Origin of the sequence: Ensifer sp. YR511 (genome assembly GCF_900103045.1) — a bacterium.
In the GTDB taxonomy this organism is placed as follows: domain Bacteria; phylum Pseudomonadota; class Alphaproteobacteria; order Rhizobiales; family Rhizobiaceae; genus Ensifer; species Ensifer adhaerens.
The window spans coordinates 179,939-196,723 of record NZ_FNGR01000013.1 but is presented as its reverse complement, the minus strand read 5'-3'; the positions used below and the strand labels follow the sequence as shown (position 1 = coordinate 196,723).

Annotated in this window: 10 protein-coding genes, 1 tRNA gene, 1 rRNA gene and 1 pseudogene; 7 read left to right on the top strand and 6 right to left on the bottom strand. The window is 62.6% G+C overall.

Features of this window, described 5'->3' with window-relative positions:
* Positions 1–122 precede the first annotated feature (122 nt).
* Positions 123–237, top strand: a 5S ribosomal RNA gene (gene rrf, locus BLU15_RS22075).
* Between the two features lie 226 nt (positions 238–463).
* A tRNA-Met gene (locus tag BLU15_RS22070) sits at positions 464–540 on the top strand.
* A 72-nt stretch (positions 541–612) separates the two neighbouring features.
* On the opposite strand, the pseudogene BLU15_RS40065 reads toward BLU15_RS22070, so the two are convergent.
* Positions 613–720: pseudogene (locus BLU15_RS40065) on the bottom strand (GNAT family N-acetyltransferase); the annotation flags it as partial.
* Between the two features lie 279 nt (positions 721–999).
* Between BLU15_RS40065 and BLU15_RS22060 the strand changes: the two are divergent.
* Positions 1,000–2,082 (top strand): sensor histidine kinase, encoded by a 1,083-nt coding sequence (locus BLU15_RS22060; RefSeq protein ID WP_090298077.1) that lies wholly within the window; start codon positions 1,000–1,002, stop codon positions 2,080–2,082.
* Positions 2,083–2,179: 97 nt separating this feature from the next.
* On the opposite strand, the gene BLU15_RS22055 is transcribed toward BLU15_RS22060, so the two are convergent.
* Together BLU15_RS22055 and BLU15_RS22050 are read right to left on the bottom strand one after the other, a co-directional pair.
* On the bottom strand, positions 2,180–3,205 hold the full coding sequence (locus tag BLU15_RS22055) for a DUF2950 domain-containing protein (protein WP_090298074.1): 1,026 nt from the start codon (positions 3,203–3,205) through the stop codon (positions 2,180–2,182).
* Positions 3,206–3,226: 21 nt separating this feature from the next.
* Complete coding sequence (locus BLU15_RS22050) at positions 3,227–4,606, bottom strand: DUF3300 domain-containing protein (RefSeq protein ID WP_034787232.1); 1,380 nt, start codon at positions 4,604–4,606, stop codon at positions 3,227–3,229.
* Positions 4,607–4,920: 314 nt separating this feature from the next.
* Here BLU15_RS22050 and BLU15_RS22045 point away from each other — a divergent pair, with 314 nt between their 5' ends.
* Positions 4,921–6,069 (top strand): AI-2E family transporter, encoded by a 1,149-nt coding sequence (locus BLU15_RS22045; protein WP_034787228.1) that lies wholly within the window; start codon positions 4,921–4,923, stop codon positions 6,067–6,069.
* On the opposite strand, the gene BLU15_RS22040 is transcribed toward BLU15_RS22045, so the two are convergent.
* A complete protein-coding gene (locus tag BLU15_RS22040) occupies positions 6,070–7,836 on the bottom strand; it encodes a hypothetical protein (RefSeq protein WP_090298071.1) in 1,767 nt (588 codons plus the stop codon).
* Positions 7,837–8,130: 294 nt separating this feature from the next.
* On the bottom strand, positions 8,131–10,128 hold the full coding sequence (locus BLU15_RS22035; RefSeq protein ID WP_176960326.1) for a putative bifunctional diguanylate cyclase/phosphodiesterase: 1,998 nt from the start codon (positions 10,126–10,128) through the stop codon (positions 8,131–8,133).
* A gap of 313 nt (positions 10,129–10,441) precedes the next feature.
* Between BLU15_RS22035 and BLU15_RS22030 the strand changes: the two genes are divergently transcribed.
* A complete protein-coding gene (locus BLU15_RS22030; protein ID WP_089044899.1) occupies positions 10,442–11,485 on the top strand; it encodes a class I SAM-dependent methyltransferase in 1,044 nt (347 codons plus the stop codon).
* A gap of 99 nt (positions 11,486–11,584) precedes the next feature.
* Here the strand turns inward: BLU15_RS22030 and BLU15_RS22025 are convergent, their stop codons facing one another.
* The gene (locus BLU15_RS22025) at positions 11,585–12,184 is read right to left on the bottom strand and encodes a TetR/AcrR family transcriptional regulator (protein ID WP_060581229.1); all 600 of its coding nucleotides are present in this window, start codon (positions 12,182–12,184) and stop codon (positions 11,585–11,587) included.
* A 270-nt stretch (positions 12,185–12,454) separates the two neighbouring features.
* On the opposite strand from BLU15_RS22025, the gene BLU15_RS22020 reads away from it, so the two are divergent.
* On the top strand, positions 12,455–13,612 hold the full coding sequence (locus BLU15_RS22020; RefSeq protein WP_162728813.1) for an efflux RND transporter periplasmic adaptor subunit: 1,158 nt from the start codon (positions 12,455–12,457) through the stop codon (positions 13,610–13,612).
* Positions 13,609–16,707: an efflux RND transporter permease subunit gene (locus BLU15_RS22015; RefSeq protein ID WP_090298064.1), complete on the top strand. Its 3,099-nt coding sequence runs from the start codon at positions 13,609–13,611 to the stop codon at positions 16,705–16,707. The genes BLU15_RS22020 and BLU15_RS22015 overlap by 4 nt, the downstream gene beginning before the upstream one ends.
* Positions 16,708–16,785 lie beyond the last annotated feature (78 nt).

Here is a 16,785-nt window from a genome sequence, read left to right as displayed (position 1 = left end):
CCATTGCTCATGCTCATCATCCAGATGAGCGACGTGTTCAAAACAAAACGAGTTGGCTCGACCAACTCACCAGCTTCTCATCCGGTTTGCGTCCGCTAGACGCAAATCTTGCGCTTTGCCGACCTGGTGGTTCTGGCGGGGTGGCTGCACCCGTTCCCATTCCGAACACGGCCGTGAAACGCCCCAGCGCCGATGGTACTTCGTCTTAAGACGCGGGAGAGTAGGTCGCTGCCAGGTCTGCAAAGCGCAAGATAAAATCCGGAAAACAAAGATCACCTTCTCTTCATGCCTCGGCCCAGCCGAAACACGGGCCGCCCTCAAGCGGCCCTTTTGTTTTGCTAGACCGAAGTCATCAGTGCGTCCCTTACACGAGACAAATCGCTTCGCAATTTGCTCGGCACAGACCATAAATCCCTTCGGGATTTACGTTACCGCGATAAATCCCATCGGGATTTACGCTTGGCGCGGGGTGGAGCAGCCCGGTAGCTCGTCAGGCTCATAACCTGAAGGCCGCAGGTTCAAATCCTGCCCCCGCAACCAAATCAAAAAAAGCCCGCCTGGAGAAATCCAGCGGGCTTTTTGACGTTTAAACGGCGCACACAGGGGCGACCCTCATCGGGTGGAGAGGGGCGGCGGCGGTGGCGGCGTCGTCGAGCCCGGACCCAGAGAGCGCTGGACCATGACGCTATCGGCCCAGCGCCCGTAACGATAAGCGACACCCGCGACATGCCATCACAATCTCCATGATCGCAGCCACGCCTGTTTCGTGGTCAAGCCCGTCCCTCAACGCACTCTCGCCCGACGCCTGCCGTCGTCGGTCCACGTGGCCTTTCCACGGGATCGAGCCATCTCCTCGACTTCCGCCGCAATCTTCGCGCGGAAAGACGGAACCGAGTGATCCTTTTAGTTGCTAAATTTCTTTATTTGCTTTTTCAAATAGCCGCCCCTCGTCATGCTGGCGCCTGGGGCTTGAACCCGAATTCAGCGCGACAGAATTTGATGAAGCACATCACCATTCCCACCGACAGTTTCCTGGACGGCAACCGGTTTCGCGTCGTCACCCTGCGGCTGGCACTGATCTACGCGGCGGCCGAATTCCTGATCAGCAGTCCCATCTGGCTCACGATCGGGGACAATCCGCTGAAACCCCTTCTCGGCAAGCTGGCGCTCGAAGCGGTCTTTGTCCTCGTCGCCATCCTCCTGGCGCAGCTTCTCAGCCGGATGCGGCGGCAGAGCTATGGCCGACAAATCGCGGCATGTCTGTTGTTGTCGCTGGTCAGCTCGCTCGGCATGTCGCTGCTGGACGCCTATCTCTACAGCCTGATCATGTTGCCCGTGGTCGTACCGTTCAACATCATGGATTACGCCTATGCGGTCTGCTATCGCATGTCGATCTTCTTCGGCTGGTCATTTCTCTTCGTCGCGTTGCTCAATCACATGGACGTGCGCGACCGCGACCTGAAGCTGATCGCCTCACGCGAAGAGGCGCTCGCGGCGCAAATGCGCGCCCTGCAGTACCAGATCAACCCGCATTTCCTTTTCAACACGCTTAATTCCATCACCGGGCTTGTCGAGGAGGGGGCCTCCGAGCGGGCTGAACGGATGATCATGTCGCTTTCGGGCTTCCTGCGCTCGACGCTGCAGCTCGACCCCATGCGTGAGCTCAGGCTTGCCGACGAGATGGCGCTGCAGAAGGAATATCTCGAGATCGAAAAGGAGCGGTTTTCGGACCGGATGAGCGTTCGGATCGACATTCCCGGCGAACTCGAGGATGCGAAAGTTCCAAGTCTCATCCTGCAGCCTTTGGTCGAGAACGCGGTCAAACACGGCGTCGGTCGTTCCAGCAGCACAGTCGAAATCCTGATCCGCGCGGCAAGGCGCGGGGACAGGCTCAATCTGATCGTCGAAAACGATGTTGCCGCAGCGACTGCGGCGGGGATGACGCACGGGCTCGGCATCGGCCTTGCCAATGTGGCCCACCGCGTCAGGACCCATTTCCCGGAGGGAGCTTCGCTGACAGCAGGCCCGATCGAGCCGCGCAAATTCGGAGCCTCGCTCGATATGCCCTTGATACTTGTTTGAGGCAAAGGAAGAGGCTGGCGGACGGGCCGGCGAGGTTATTGTCTGACGCCGCCCGACCGGGCGGCGTTATCGTTCATGCCGATGGTAGCAATCCCCGTCAATCGTCGACGACGGACCACTTGTCGTCCGGATCGAAGCGGTCGATGAAGGGTACGATTGCTTCCGTGCTCGGCCCGAGGTCGCGCTCGTAGACGATGCCCTGCTGGTTGACGACGAAGGTCTTCACGCCCGTCTCCGCATAGGTGACCGGCCAGGCGATCAGCGCAAAGCCGCCGATCATGTTGCCGTTGATCACATAGTCGTAGCGACCGCCGGCAATGTTGTCGCCCTGCGAGGTCAGGATGCGGAAGCGGTAGCCGAAGTATCCTTCGCCAGCTTTTGCCTTTTCCAGGGCCGCTTCGCTGATCGAGTCTCCGACGGGGCTTTCGCCATCCCCCTGGTCGGCCGGCCAATAGAGACCGTCGGTCTGGCCGGGCGTGCTGATCAGCTTCTGGGCATATTCGAGCACGCCGTCGGAGTCGCGATCCTCAGAGGCGTATTCCTTCTGGGCATCGACATAGGCTTCGACCGTGTCGATCGCCTGCAACTCGTTCTCGCCGACGCGACGATTGACGATCTCTTCGAGTCCGACATAGGTATCGAAGGCCCATTTGCCGTCATCGCCCTTGGTGAGCGGGAAGGGCAAGGGCCAGAGCCGGTCGCCGATCTGAAGGATCTTGCGGCCCTCCAGATCGCGAACGACGACATTGCGGGCTGCCCCTTCGCGGATAAGAGCGAACGTATCCTTCACCCCTTCGCTGTCTTTCAGCTTCTCCGCATTCAGCCCCAAAAGTTTTGCGAGGCCGTCGAAATCATCCGCGGCCAGCCTGGCCTTGAATTCGCCGATGGCTTTGTCCGGATCGTCGAAGACCGGCGGGTCTTCTGCGGCGGCATAGGCATCCAGCCCACCCACCATCTGGTCCGCCGGCGGCTGATCGGCCGACGGTTGGTCTCCCGCAGGCTGATCGCCGGCAGCTTGATCGGCAGGCGGTTTGTCCTGCGAATAGGCGGAGCCGATCGGCGTCGCTACCAGAACCAGCGCCATCGCTGATCCCAGGAGAAGGGAATTGAAGAGCTTTGTCATGGTCGTTCTCCTGTGATCCGATCAACGTCTGCGGCCGCCGCCGCCGCGTCCGCCACCGCCACGGTGCATCGGCGGCCGGCCGCCACCACGGCTCATCTGTGGCCGCCCACCGCCGCGATGACCACCGCCAAGGCTTTGCCCGCCGCGGCGTGACGAAGCGACCTCACGCCGTCCGGAATTGACATTGCCAAGGCCCGATGGCTTCTTCGGCCGGTTCTGCGCCTTTGCCGCCATCTTCTTCTTGCCACCGCTGCGGTTGACCTGTGACGGCTTGTTGCCCGGGCGATTGATGCTCGGCTTTCCGTCCCCAGCGCGGGCCTTGGCGATCGCCTGACCGCCACCGCCGCCGCCGGGCCGAGCTGCCGGTCTCTGCTGCGCTTTCAGCCCGTCGAGCGTGCTCTTGCGCACATCCCTGATCTGGCCGCCGCCACCTCCGCCGGGCCGTGCGTTCGGCCGGTCGCGATTGATCTCGGCGGCGCGGTTGCGCAGGTTGTTGTTGCCGTTCGCCTTGATGTTGTTCTTGATGCTGTTTCGGTCGAAATGCTGAAGCTGGTCACGATTGAAGTTGATCTTGCTGCGATCGACATTCTTCCAGTCGACGTCGTTCCACTTCACCTTGCCGTTGATGTTGTTGAAGCAGTTGTTGCAGTCGATGTCCATGTCGCCGCCGTTCCAGCGGCCACCCCAGACACCCCAATCGTCCCAGTCGACGATCGCGGCGAAGGCCGCACCCGTGACCGCACCGGCGAAGAAGGCCGCACCCGGATACCAGTAGGCGGGATAGGGCTCGTCATAGTAGCCGATCGGCGCCGGTGCATAGTTCGGCTCGTAGAGCATCTCCGGCGGATACTGCGGCACATAGATGGTTTCCGGATTGGCCGCCTGGATGACGACGTTGTCGCCTTCCTGGACCACCTTTACCTTGTCGTCGGTCTTGATGATGTTCTTGGCGACCGCCTCGTCACGCAGTTGCTGGATGGCCATCAGCACGTCTTTCTGCTGATTGGCGATCGCATCGCCGAAAGACTGCGTCCACTCGAGATCCTCGCTCATCATCTTGACGATCTGGGGGTAGTTCAGCAGCGATATGATGCTGCCGTCCCAGTCGTCTTTCGGCTTCATGTCGGGTTTCTTCTCGCGAGCCTCAAGAAACCGTTCTGCCTCGACGATCTGCAAAGGATAGAGTGCGGCGGCGGAAATGAGCGCCACCAACTCGTCCGGGTAAAGCGCGATGCGCGCCACCAGCACCTCGAGCTCATCGTCGCTGAGCGGCTCGGGTGCTGTCTGTTGTTCCTGAGCAGCCGGTGCGGCTGCCGTCTGCTGTGCAAGAACCGCCGTGACGGGTGTTGTTATCAAAACCGCGATTGCGCTGCCGAGCGCGATGATCGTCTTTTTGATCATCTATCCAGCCTCCCTCGTGTATTGGGCAATGGCACGGGCGCTTGGACTGGCGCGCGGGACAGCCCCCTGTCGACGCTTCTTGTTCTGCAATTTCAAGCTGATCGCGCAGCAGTCTCTGACCACAGCCGTCATCAGTCAATGGAATCTCTAGAGGAGGCCGGCGGATCGGGAAGCCCGGCAGGCGTATTCTACTGTATGTTACTGCCCCACGGTTGCCGTGGGCGTGCCATCCACGTGACGGTAGAGCTTGCAAGGTGCCGGCGAGCATAGAGCTGCGGGTGTCGGCTGTTTCGCGTCAGGGGGAAGGGGCTAGCATGGACGAGGATCCTTCCCGATCGAATGTGGTCCGCAACGGAACGAACGGGTCGCCTTCCATCGAGGCGAAGATCACGGATATCGCCCGGATCGGCATCGTCGGGCTTCTGGCCTACTGGTCTCTGACGCTGATCGCACCCTTCGCGATCATTCTGATATGGGCGGCAATCCTCGCGGTGGCGCTCTTTCCAGCCTATGCCCGGCTGGGACGCCTGCTCGGCTCGCGGCGCCTTGCCTCATTCCTGATCACGCTGATATGCCTCGCCGTCATCGTCGCCCCACTGACTGCGATCGCGGTCAGCTTTGCCGAAGGGTTGCAGGCGCTGCTTGCCAGGCTTGCCGACGGTTCGCTGAGCGTACCGGTCCCGCCGGAATATATCCGCACGTGGCCTGTCGTCGGCGAGCGCATACATGCGGTCTGGAGCATGGCGTCGGGCAATATCGAAGCACTGCTGAGCAAGATCGAACCGGCGCTGATGCAAGCCGGCACCAAGGTTCTCGGCAAGGTCGCGAGCGTCGGCGCCGAGGTCCTAAGTTTCGTGGTCTCGGTGTTGATCGCAGGTTTTCTCTTCGGTTCGGCGGAGCGGCTGGCGGAAATGGCACAGCGCTTTGCCGGCAGGATCGGCGGCCAGCGGGGCATCGGTTTCCTCAAACTGGCGACGGCGACGATCCGCAACGTGGCGCGCGGCGTCATCGGCGTGGCGCTGCTACAGGCATTTCTGTGCGGACTGGTGCTCAGCCTGTTCGATGTTCCGGCGCCTGGCGCGATTGCCTTCGTCGTGCTGATCCTCTGCATCATCCAGATCGGCCCCGCGCTGGTATTGCTGCCCGTCATGATCTGGGCCTGGTTCACCATGGATTTCGGTCCGGCGCTGTTGCTGACGATTCTGTTGATCCCGCTGTTCGTCATCGACAATGTGATGAAGCCGATCCTGGTGGCACGCGGGCTGTCGACGCCGACGCTGGTGATCCTGCTCGGGGTGCTTGGCGGCACGCTGTCCTATGGCCTGATCGGTCTTTTTCTCGGGCCGATCGTGCTGAGTGTCGCGCATGATCTGCTGATGGTCTGGGCGCGCTCTGATGCGGCGCCAGAGAAGGCGGCTGCACCCGCCGTCCGTGACGGCGAGCTTGAACCCGGCAATATCTGATCAGCGTATCGCGCTGGTGGTACCTGCCTGCTGATACTCCGCTTCGGGCACAGCAACGCCGGCGGCGCGCAGGCCGTCGAACAGTCGGTGCTGATCCTCGGGACGGTGAAACTGAAGGGCAATCGCTTGTCCGAGGTCACCGAGGAATGCCGGCGCGTTGGTCTCGAACCACTTTCGCTCCTCACGCGCCTGGTCCGTCTTGCCGAGCTTTCCGAGAATCGCAAGCAGCAGGACCCGGTCGGCCGGGTTGGCGCCCGGATTGGCGAGGCGCGCCCACCGTTCGGCGGCGACATAGTCGCCGGCGAAATAGGCGCAGCTTGCCAACCCCCTTTCGAAAACGCCAGTCTGGCCGAGGTTGCGTTCGGTGGCGTCCGACAGGAGCTTGCAGCCCGCATCCCATTGGCCCGACTGCGCGAGCCGGAGGCCGTATGCGCCGGCAAGTTCGGTGTCGTTGGGATTGATGGCAAGCGCGCGGGCGCCGACGGCGAGGGCAGCATCGACTTCGCCGCGAGCGAAGAGGACGAGCATCTGTGCTTCGAGGGCGCGAACGTCGAAGGGGGCAAGATCGACGGCGTGCGCCGCCGCTTCGCCAGCCTGTTCCAGCAGCCCTGCTGAGGCCGAGGGATCGAGGCCATTGCTCAGCGCATCTATATAGCTCATCGACAGAAGCGCCCAGGCGGTGGTGTAGGTCGGGAATTGCCGGGTCGCGCGCTGCAGGCACTCCTCGGCGGAGCGACGGGATTGCGGATCGATGTCGCCGCGATGGTCGTAGTAGGTGAGGGAGCAGGCATAGGCCTGCCAGCCCTCGGGAACCGAACGCCTGAGTTCGGCTGCGCTTGCCTGGAAGATGGCGCCATAGGGCTCTGCCACCGCGCTCGAGACCGCGGCCGCCGTCCTTGCCTGCTGATCGATGACGTCGCCGGACTGCAGTCGTTCGTCGTAGGTGTTCGCCCAGACGACCGCCCCGTCGGATCGCTGGATGAGCCTCACGACCAGCCGCAGCCGCTCTGCCTCGAGCCTTACCCGTCCTTCAAGCGCATAGGTTTGATCGGCCGATGTCCGTAATGGATCGCTGACCATGACCGGTACGATCTCCTTGAATTTGGCGAGGTTGCTCACGACTTCGTCCGTCAGCCCCTGCGCCATCATCGCCGATTGCCGCGTCCCCGAGATGTCCTCGAAAGGCGTGACGATCACCTTCGGAATATTTGGCCGACTGGCCGCCGTACTGTTGTCACCGGAAAGAAGCAGCAAGCCGGCCGACAGACCGGCGAGGCCACAGACAAGCGCCGCAGCGCCAAGCAGGATGCGGCGGCGATGACGCCAGCCGACCGGCGCGGCTTCGGACGGTGGCATTCCGCTTTCTCTAACGGCTGCTGGCTGCTTTTCGGCTCGTCTTTCGAAGGTCGGCACATAGGCGCCCTTCGGCATCCGGATCACGATCGGGTCGCTGCGTCCGGCGACGAGGTAATAGCGTTCGAGTGCCCGACGAATGCGGCCCGCCTCGATCCGAACGGCGGGATCCGTTTGCGGGTCGAAGGAGGAATCCCGGCCGAAAACCTCGGTGGCAATGGAATAGGCCTTGATGCGGTCGCCGCGCCCGGCCAGTGTTTCCTCGATGACATAGGCCAGGAATTTACGGTCGCGGTCTGGAGCATCGAATTCGGCGCTCAGGCGAATGCGCTCAAGCTGTGCCAGAACCTCCACGCTGCTGGGCGGAGATATGGTCGGTTCGACGCCGACGTCCTGCTGGTCCCCGATGGCCATCACGCGCCTCCATGGGCACAATGTGAGATTGTATCCGGCGGCAGTGTAGTCTCCCGTATCCTACGCACCGGTTCGGTCGGAGCGCAACATTTATTCGCGTCGGGCCTCACGTTCCCTGCCGAGGTTGCGCCGGCGGGCGCTGACGATGCCGAGGACGCGGGGCGCGGCCGGGCGTTTCGCTCGCCGATGTCATTGATCAGCGCCGAACGGGAAGCGGCAGCGGCATTCCCGTTCGCCGATACCGGTTTGCCTTCTGTCGACCGCAAATCGTGGCAAATGAAGTCGACAAGGCTTCTAGTTACGGACGCCGTTTCGAAGCGGGAGGCGTGGCTTGTCGGTGGGCGTGCGGAACATGTCCGCTGGCGCCGGGCGTCCGACGTGGAAACCCTGGACGTGATCGATCCGAAAGCGCCGCATCAGGGCCAGTTGCTCGTCGGTCTCCACGCCCTCGATCAGGATCTTGTGGCCGCGGTTGCGCACGAGCCCGATGATGTCCTGCAGCATCGCGCGGCCCTTCGGCGTGGCGCAATCGTGCAGGAACGACCGGTCGATCTTCACCGTGTCGAAATCGATCAGGCGCAGCCAGGAGAGGCCGGCGAAGCCGGTTCCAAAATCGTCCAGCCAGATGCGGATGCCAAGGGTCTCCAGGTCGCTGATGCAGCGCAGGATGCCCGAGTGCATCTCCATCTCCAGCCCTTCGGTGATCTCGAAGGCGAGCCGGCTTCCGGCAACCCCGGTTTCTCCCAGGATCGCCGCGACCGAGGTCGCAAAGCCCGGCGTCTTCAGCTGGATCGGCGAGACATTGACGCTGACCAAGGGAACGTGATTGTCGACAAGCAGTTCGCGGCACACGGTCTTTATCGCCCAGCGGCCGAGATCGAGAATGGCGCCGGTCCGCTCGGCGACCGGAATGAACAGGCTTGGCGGAACCGAGGTGCCATCCAGCATCGTCAGGCGCATCAGCGCCTCGACGGCATCGACCTCGCCGGTCGTCACGCTCGTGATCGGCTGGTAGACGAGGGATACCAGGTTCTGGTCGACGGCGATCTTCAGGAGGGCTGCGATGTTCTCGCTCTCGTCGCTGCTCTGCGGATCGTTCGGATCGAACAGCTTCGAGCAGTTTCGCCCGCTCGCCTTGGCGGCGTAAAGCGCGCGGTCGGCCTCGTGGATGATTTTCTCGAGCTTGGCGCCGGTGTGATTGCGGGTGAAGGCGGCGCCGACGCTGACGGTGACGATGGACACGCCGTCGCGTCGCTGCTCGTGGATCAGCCCCATGCTTTCAACCGTGCGGCAGATGACCTCCGCAAGCTCGGCCGCCTGCTCGCGCGTATCCAGGCGAGCAAGGACGATGAACTCCTCGCCGCCGTAGCGGCCGATCGAGCCGTGATAGTTCCTGATCGCTTCGCCGAGCGCATTGGCCACGAGAATGAGGCAGCGGTCGCCCTCCTGGTGGCCGTAGCAGTCGTTGTATTTCTTGAAGAAATCGACATCGATCAGCATGGCGGTGAAGTTCTTGCCGAGCTTCTGCCAATCGTTCCAGTAGTCGCGCAGCTGCTGATCGATGGCGCGGCGGTTGTCGAGACCGGTCAGCGGATCGGTGTTGGACAGCCGCAGAAGCGCCATTCCCCGCTCGGAAGCTTCGTTCTGCTGGATCTTCGCCTCGAAGGCGTTGAGGAAAACCTTGTAGCGCTCGCGGTTGAGCTTCCAGTTCACATAGGAGGTGAAGACGAAGCAGGAGACGTAGAACGTTCCGAAGGCGATCAGGTAGGCCGGATCGTGTTCGGAGAAGAACGACAGCGCGATGAAAAACGTCACCAGCACGATGCTGGAGGCGACCACCGAGAGGCGGAACCGTAAGCTGAAGAAGAGATTGGCGCCCATCATGAAGATGGCGCCGAAGATCATGTAGTAGGACATGCTGCTCGTATCGGCCGTCATCATCGCCGGAACAAGCCAGCCTATGTAGCCGAAGACGAGGGCTGCGGCGCAGGTGCCGTCGAGCCATTTGGTCTGGGCCTTCAGCCGAAACAGGATCTCGAAGGTCAGAAGCGAGCCGATGCCGACAAAGAGGCGCGAGACGATCGTGTAGAAGGCGACGTCGGGGACGAGCAGGATGTCCGGGATGAAGAAGAGCAGGTAGACGACGACGGCAACCCACAGCCCCTGCCGGGTCGAGGCGCGCCGGCCAGCCTCGCCCTCCATGCGATAGAGGGTCTGAAGCTCAGCCAGGTGCGGCCTGTGCGGCTGCTTGTGTAGGTCGATGTCAACTACGTCGGCCAACGTGTGCTTCATGCACTGATCCATCGCGCTGCGTCACGGTCAACGGAAATCTGTCGTCGCTTTTCCATCAATGGACGTTGTTTCGGACACTCCTTGCGTGTTCGCCGCGGCCCATCTGCAACAAGGGCGGGAAACGCTGCGAGGCATGATAGGAGGTGTCCATTAAGTTTTGTTAAATTAATGGGTCAGGGCATCTGCGAATCGGTATCACCCAAAGGGGTGAGCTCCGAGTATTTACCTTATTATATACAAAAACTTGCATTCCGAGCCGTAATGCGCGCATCTTCGCGACTATTGTTAACAAAGCTTTAACGGATGGTCTCGCGTGCGCCAATTTCAGACTGTTTTCGACGGTCAGAGCCTCATTACTCCCAAGGCAATGGCTGATGAGTTCGTTTCGCCCCGCGGCGAACGACATGACGAACAGCTCTCGACCGCCAAGGCCGAGCTCGCATTGATTCTCAGGGTCGCTCAGGAACAATTCATTCAAGGAACAGATGCGTCGAAAATTATCGACCGGCTCGCGGCCTCCCTCCACCAGACCCGTGCCAAATACCACCCGAGCGTGTGGCAGGAGCTAATCCCGATTGCCCAGGATCACCCGGTTTCGGAGTACTTCCTGCAGGATCCGTTCACCCGGTGGTCGTTCGACAAGCCCAGGGGATATTCGGGTGACGCGCAGTTGCTCGACTTCATCTACGGCCATGCGAGCGTTGCCGGCGAAATCGAGCAGGCGTCCCCGGTCGGGCGCGCCCTTTACGACTACACGAAGGACGCTTCGTCCTCGGTGGCGGTGCGCGAGCGCCGCGATATCCTCACGCGCCACGTCGACGAGATCGCGGCGAGCCGGGGTTCCGAGGCGGAGATCCTGACGATTGCCGCGGGTCATCTGCGGGAAGCCAACCGCTCCAAAGCGCTCGAGGAACGCCGCATCAAGCGTTGGGTGGCGCTCGATCAGGATCCTCTCAGTGTCGGATCGATCAGCCGCGATTTCTCCGGCACGGCGATCGAAGCGGTCGACGGTTCCGTTCGCAGCCTGCTCGGCCGCGACCAGAAGCTCGGCACGTTCGACTTCATCTATGCGGCTGGTCTCTACGACTATCTCGCCGACAAGGTGGCCATCAAGCTGACGCATCGCTGCCTGCAGATGCTGAAGCCGAACGGCGTCTTCCTTTTTGCCAACTTCGCCCAGGACATCGGTGTCGACGGTTACATGGAGACCTTCATGAACTGGGCCTTGCTGCTGCGTTCCGAAGTGGACATGTGGAACATCATCCACAAGAGTGCCGGGAAGTCTGCGATCGACGCGCGCGTCTTCTTCGGTGCCAACCGCAACATCGTCTACGGCGTCATCCAGAAGCATTCCTGAGATTGCTTCGACGAACTGCCTCGGCTTCAAGCCGAGGCGGGCCGGCAACCGGAGACCGCAGGGTGCCGAAGGGCCGCTGCGGTTTCGTATTTCTCACGCTCAGTCTTGCGTGCGCAGAAAGCGGCTCAACAGGCGGTGTAGCAGCACGCCTTCCTCCTTCGGCTTGAAGCCGGGATCGACCGCGACCCTGCTGAAGATGCCGTCGATGATCGCGGCGATCCAGCGGGCAGCACCTTGCGCGTCGAGGGTCCTGTCGATCTGGTTTCGGCTGGCGGCGTTGCGCAGGAGTGCCACGAGCGCCGACTGGAGTTCCGCGTCGTTCGTCGCCGCGAGCGTCCCGATGCGCTCGTCACGCATCGCTTCGGCGGCGATTTCGAGCGCGAGGCTCGAATAGGCAGGATCGCCCGCGAGTTCGAGAACGCTATCCATAAAGCCCAGCAAGGCGGCGAACAGATCCTCCTCTTCGCCCAGCTTTCGGAAAATCTCCGCCGTTTCTTGACGTTCCTCTTCCACGATCGCCGCGATGATGGTGTGCTTGGTCGGAAAATAATGGAAAAGATTTCCCGGGCTCATGCCTGCCTCGGCGCAGATCTCGGCCGTCGACGTGCCGTGAAAACCCTTGCGCGAAAAGCAGGCGATTGCCGCATCGAGAATCAGCCGACGCCTGGCCGCATGTTTTTCGGGGTCGATCTTGCGCATCGCCGGTTCTCCTTGCATGCCGTTCAATTATTAGATCAAGCACTCTGATTTCGGTGGACAGACGATCGGTGTCAAGGCCGCCGGCCGTTTGCACGATCTCCGCCATCTTCCCGCAATGCTCGTGTGTGATCTGCCTTACAATTGTCGCGTTTGATGAATTCTATTGTTAGATTGAATGATCTAATAAATTATCGACGCCCTTTGCCCGACCCGGGATCCGGTATCGCAGGCGCATCACGCCGCCGGCCCCGCCAATGGAAAGCCAATGAAATGAGACGTACAGTTGAGTTGAACGTCGCTCTCGCAGCGTTGCTTGTGATTGCTGCGGCTGCTGGTCCGGCGCGCGCCTCGGGGGAGGCCGCCGCCTCCGTTCCCGCCCCGTCTGCCACCCGCACGGTAACGACGCTCGTTGCCGACAGCCGCCCACAGCAATGGACACGCTCCTTTGCCGGCATCTTCGTTGCCCGCGAGGAGATTGCCGTCGGCACAACCTTGACTGACCAGCGTATCGCCAGTGTCGAGGTCGAGATCGGCGATCGGGTAGCCGCGGGGCAGGTGCTCGCCCGGCTGGAAACCGACATGCTGGAGAACCTGCTGCGCGAGGCCAAGGGCCGCGTCGCGCGCGCCAGTGCAGCGATGGCGCGGGAGGAAGAGACGGTCACGCAGGAACAGCGAAAACTCGCGCGCGCCCGCCAGTTGAGCCACCTTCAGGCCGCGACCATTCTCGAGGAACGCGTCTCCGCGCTCGCCCTTGCCGAACAGGCTGTCGAGGTCGCGCGGGCCGATTACGACCAGGCGGAAGCGCTTGAGGCCGAGGCGCGCCGTAGGCTCGATCGTGCCGTGATCGTGGCACCTGCCGACGGGATCGTTTCGGAACGGCTGGCGCGCGCCGGTGCGCTTGCGGGCTCAGACCCGCTGCTCAAGCTCATTCGCGGTGGCGAAATCGAGTTTGCGGCCGAGGTGCCGGAAACCGAACTGCCGTTGCTCGCGGTCGGCCAGACCGTGAAGGTCAAGCTTTCGGGCCGAGCCGACTGGCTCCAGGGGCATGTGCGGGTAATCAACCCGAAGATCGACCGCGAGACCCGCCTCGGCACCGCGCAAGTCACGCTGTCCACCGAGCGCCCGCCTTTCGCGGGAACGTTCGGCCGGGCGGAGATCGTGGTGGGCGAACGCAAGGCGATCATGGTCGACGATTCCGCCCTGCTTTTCGGTGCGCCGGATGGCGCCGTCTCGGTCTTCGTCGTCGATGGGGGCCAGGTCGTGCGCAAGTCGGTCAAGCCGGGCATGCGCCAGGGCGGCAAGGTGGAGATTACCTCGGGCCTTTCGACCGGCGAACGGGTCGTCCTTAAATCCGGGGCGTCGCTGCGCGAAGGCGAAGCGGTCGCAACGAAAGACGTCCAGCCGACGCAGACGGGCGACCAGCAATGACGAGCAACATTTCCGCCTGGGCGATCCGCAAGCCGGTTCCGACGATCGTTCTCTTCGTCGTGCTGACGCTGATGGGGATCGCCTCGTTTCTGAGGCTGCCGGTCAACGCCAATCCGAGCGTATCCTTCCCGATCGTGACGGTGACGATCACGCAACCGAGCGCACAGCCGGGCGAAATGGAAACGCAGGTGACGCGCCGCGTCGAAGGGGTCGCCTCCGGCCTTGTCGGGGTCAGTCACATCCGCTCGACCATTACCGACGGCGTCTCCACGACCACGGTCGAATTCAAGATCGGCACGGATCCGGACCGGGCGGCAAACGACGTGCGCGAGGCCGTGGCGCAGATCCGCGCCGACCTGCCGCAATCCATTCAGGAGCCGATCGTCTCGCGCCTCGACGTCGACGGTAGCGCCATCGTCTACTACGCCGTGCGGGCGCCCCACATGTCGGAAGTGGAGCTGTCCTGGTTCGTCGATGACACGATCACCAGCGAACTGCTGACACTGCCCGGCGTGCAGAAGGTGCAACGCCTCGGCGGCGTCAGCCGCGAAGTGCGCGTTTCGCTCGATCCCGAACGGCTGCTGGCGCTTGGCGTAACGGCCGACCAGGTGAACACGGCGCTCAGGGAAATCAACATCAACATCCCGAGCGGTCGCGGCGAAATCGGCGGGCGCGAGCAGTCGATCCGCACCGTCGGCAGTGCCGGCTCGGTGGACGAGCTCCGGCAGCTTTCGATCCCGCTTGCAGGCGGCCGCTGGCTGCAGCTCTCCGACATCGCGACGATCGAGGACACTTCGTCCGAGCCGCGCAGCTTTGCCCATTTCGATGGCGAACCGATCGTGAGCTTCTCGGTTTCGCGCAGCAAGGGAGCGAGCGACACGGTCGTTGCCGAGCGCGTCATCGAGCGGCTGAAGGAAATCCAGGCGCGCACCCCCGGCGTCGAGATGACCGAGCTGATCTCTCTCGTCGAGTATACGCAGGAGAGCTACGATGCGGCCGTCACGGCTTTGATCGAAGGCGCACTTTTGACCATCGTCGTCGTCTTCGCCTTCCTGCGAAACTGGCGGGCGACGCTGATCTCGGCGCTTGCCATGCCGCTTTCCATCCTGCCGACCTTCGCGGTGATGGACCTGCTCGGCTTCACGCTCAACGGCATCAGCCTTCTGGCCCTGACGCTGGTCATCGGCATTCTCGTCGACGATGCGATCGTCGAAATCGAGAATATCGAGCGGCATGTCGACATGGGCAAGCGGCCGTTCATCGCGGCTATCGATGCGGCCGATGCGATCGGCCTTGCGATCGTCGCAACGACGCTGACGATCGTCGCCGTCTTTGCGCCGGTGAGCTTCATCGGTGGTGCGGTCGGGCAATATTTCAAGCAGTTCGGCCTGACCGTCGCGATCGCCGTTCTGTTCTCGTTGCTGGTGGCACGCCTGCTGACGCCGCTGATGGCGGCCTATCTGTTGCGGCCGAAACCTGGTCACGGCCATGCCGTCAAGCCGTCGCGCATCAGCGATGCCTATCGCAGCATGCTCGGCTGGACCCTCGATCACCGCAAGACCGCGCTTTCGATGGTCGCGCTGATCTTCGTCGGCTCGATCGCGCTTTTGAGCATGCTGCCGACGGGTTTCATGCCGACGAGCGACAGCAACGTCTCGCAGCTCAAGATCACGCTGCCGCCCGGCACGAGGCTCCAGGAAACCGCGCGCATTTCCGACGATCTGGTGGCCAAGCTCAAGGAACGCAAGGAAGTCGAGAACGTTCTGGCGACGACCGACAGTCTCAACGAGGTATCGCTGCGCATCAAGCTCAAGCCGCGCAAGGAGCGTGAACTCGACCGCAAGTCCTTCGAACTGTCGTTGCGGCCCCTGCTGGCGGAGACCCCCGACATCCAGGCAACCTTCTCCTCGACCGAAGGCGCGAAGGACCTCTCCATCTACCTGACGGGCGATGACCCGGAAACGTTGATGGCTTCGGTGCGGCGTCTGGAAAACGAGATGCGTGCACTCCCCGGGCTGATCAGCGTTCGGTCGACCGAGCCGCTGCTTTCGCCCGAGCTTCTGGTCAAGCCGCGCTTCGACGAGGCGGCAAGGCTCGGCGTGTCGGTGACCTCGATCGGCACCGTCGCCCGTATCGCGACGATGGGCGACAGCGAGAGCAACTCCGCGCGGTTCAACCTCGGTAACCGCCAGGTGCCGATCCGGGTGATGCTCGACCGGTCGGCCCGCGGCGATTTCGACACCTTGCGCAATCTGCGGGTGGGCACGAATGCGGGTGCCCTGGTGCCGTTGACGTCCGTCGCCAACGTCTCCTTCGGTGCCGAGGAAAGCAGCGTCGAGCGTCTCGATCGCAAGCGTCTGATCGCCGTCGAGGCAAACCTCAACGGCATGACACTCGGCACGGCCTTCGAGGCGATTTCGGCATTGCCGGCCATGAAGGAACTGCCCGCGGGCGTGACGCAGGCCAACTATGGCGACGCGGAATACATGTCGGAGATGTTCCGCAACTTCGCCCTGGCGCTGCTTGCCGGCATCCTGATGGTCGTGGCGGTTCTGATCCTGCTGTTCAAGGATTTCCTGCAGCCGGTGACCATCCTCGTTGCCCTGCCGTTGTCGATCGGCGGCGCGGCGCTGGCTTTGATCCTGTTCGGTGCGGCACTCGACCTTTCGTCGATGATCGGGATCCTGATGCTGATGGGGATCGTCTGCAAGAACTCGATCCTGCTGGTCGACTATGCGATCGAGTGCCGCAACGACGGTGCCGACCGGCGCACGGCGCTGCTGACGGCGGGCGTCACCCGCGCGCGGCCGATCATCATGACGACGATCGCCATGGTGGCGGGCATGGTCCCGGCAGTCATCGGCGTCGGCGCCGGTGCCGCCTTCCGCGCGCCGATGGCGGTTGCGGTGATCGGCGGCCTGATCACCTCGACGATGCTGAGCCTTGTCTTCGTGCCGGTGATGTTCACCGTGATGGACGACATCAACACGAAGATGGGCCGCTGGCTGAAGCGCTTCTCCTCCGTGACGGACGAGGACCACGCGGCGGATGCGGCCCGGATCGGCAAGGAGGGCGCACCCGGCGCGGCCGGATAGCGTCCGCCCTGTTCCCGGCATGATCATTGTCGAAGCGCGCTGCATGGGTGTCCGTGCAGCGCGCTTCGCGCATTCGGG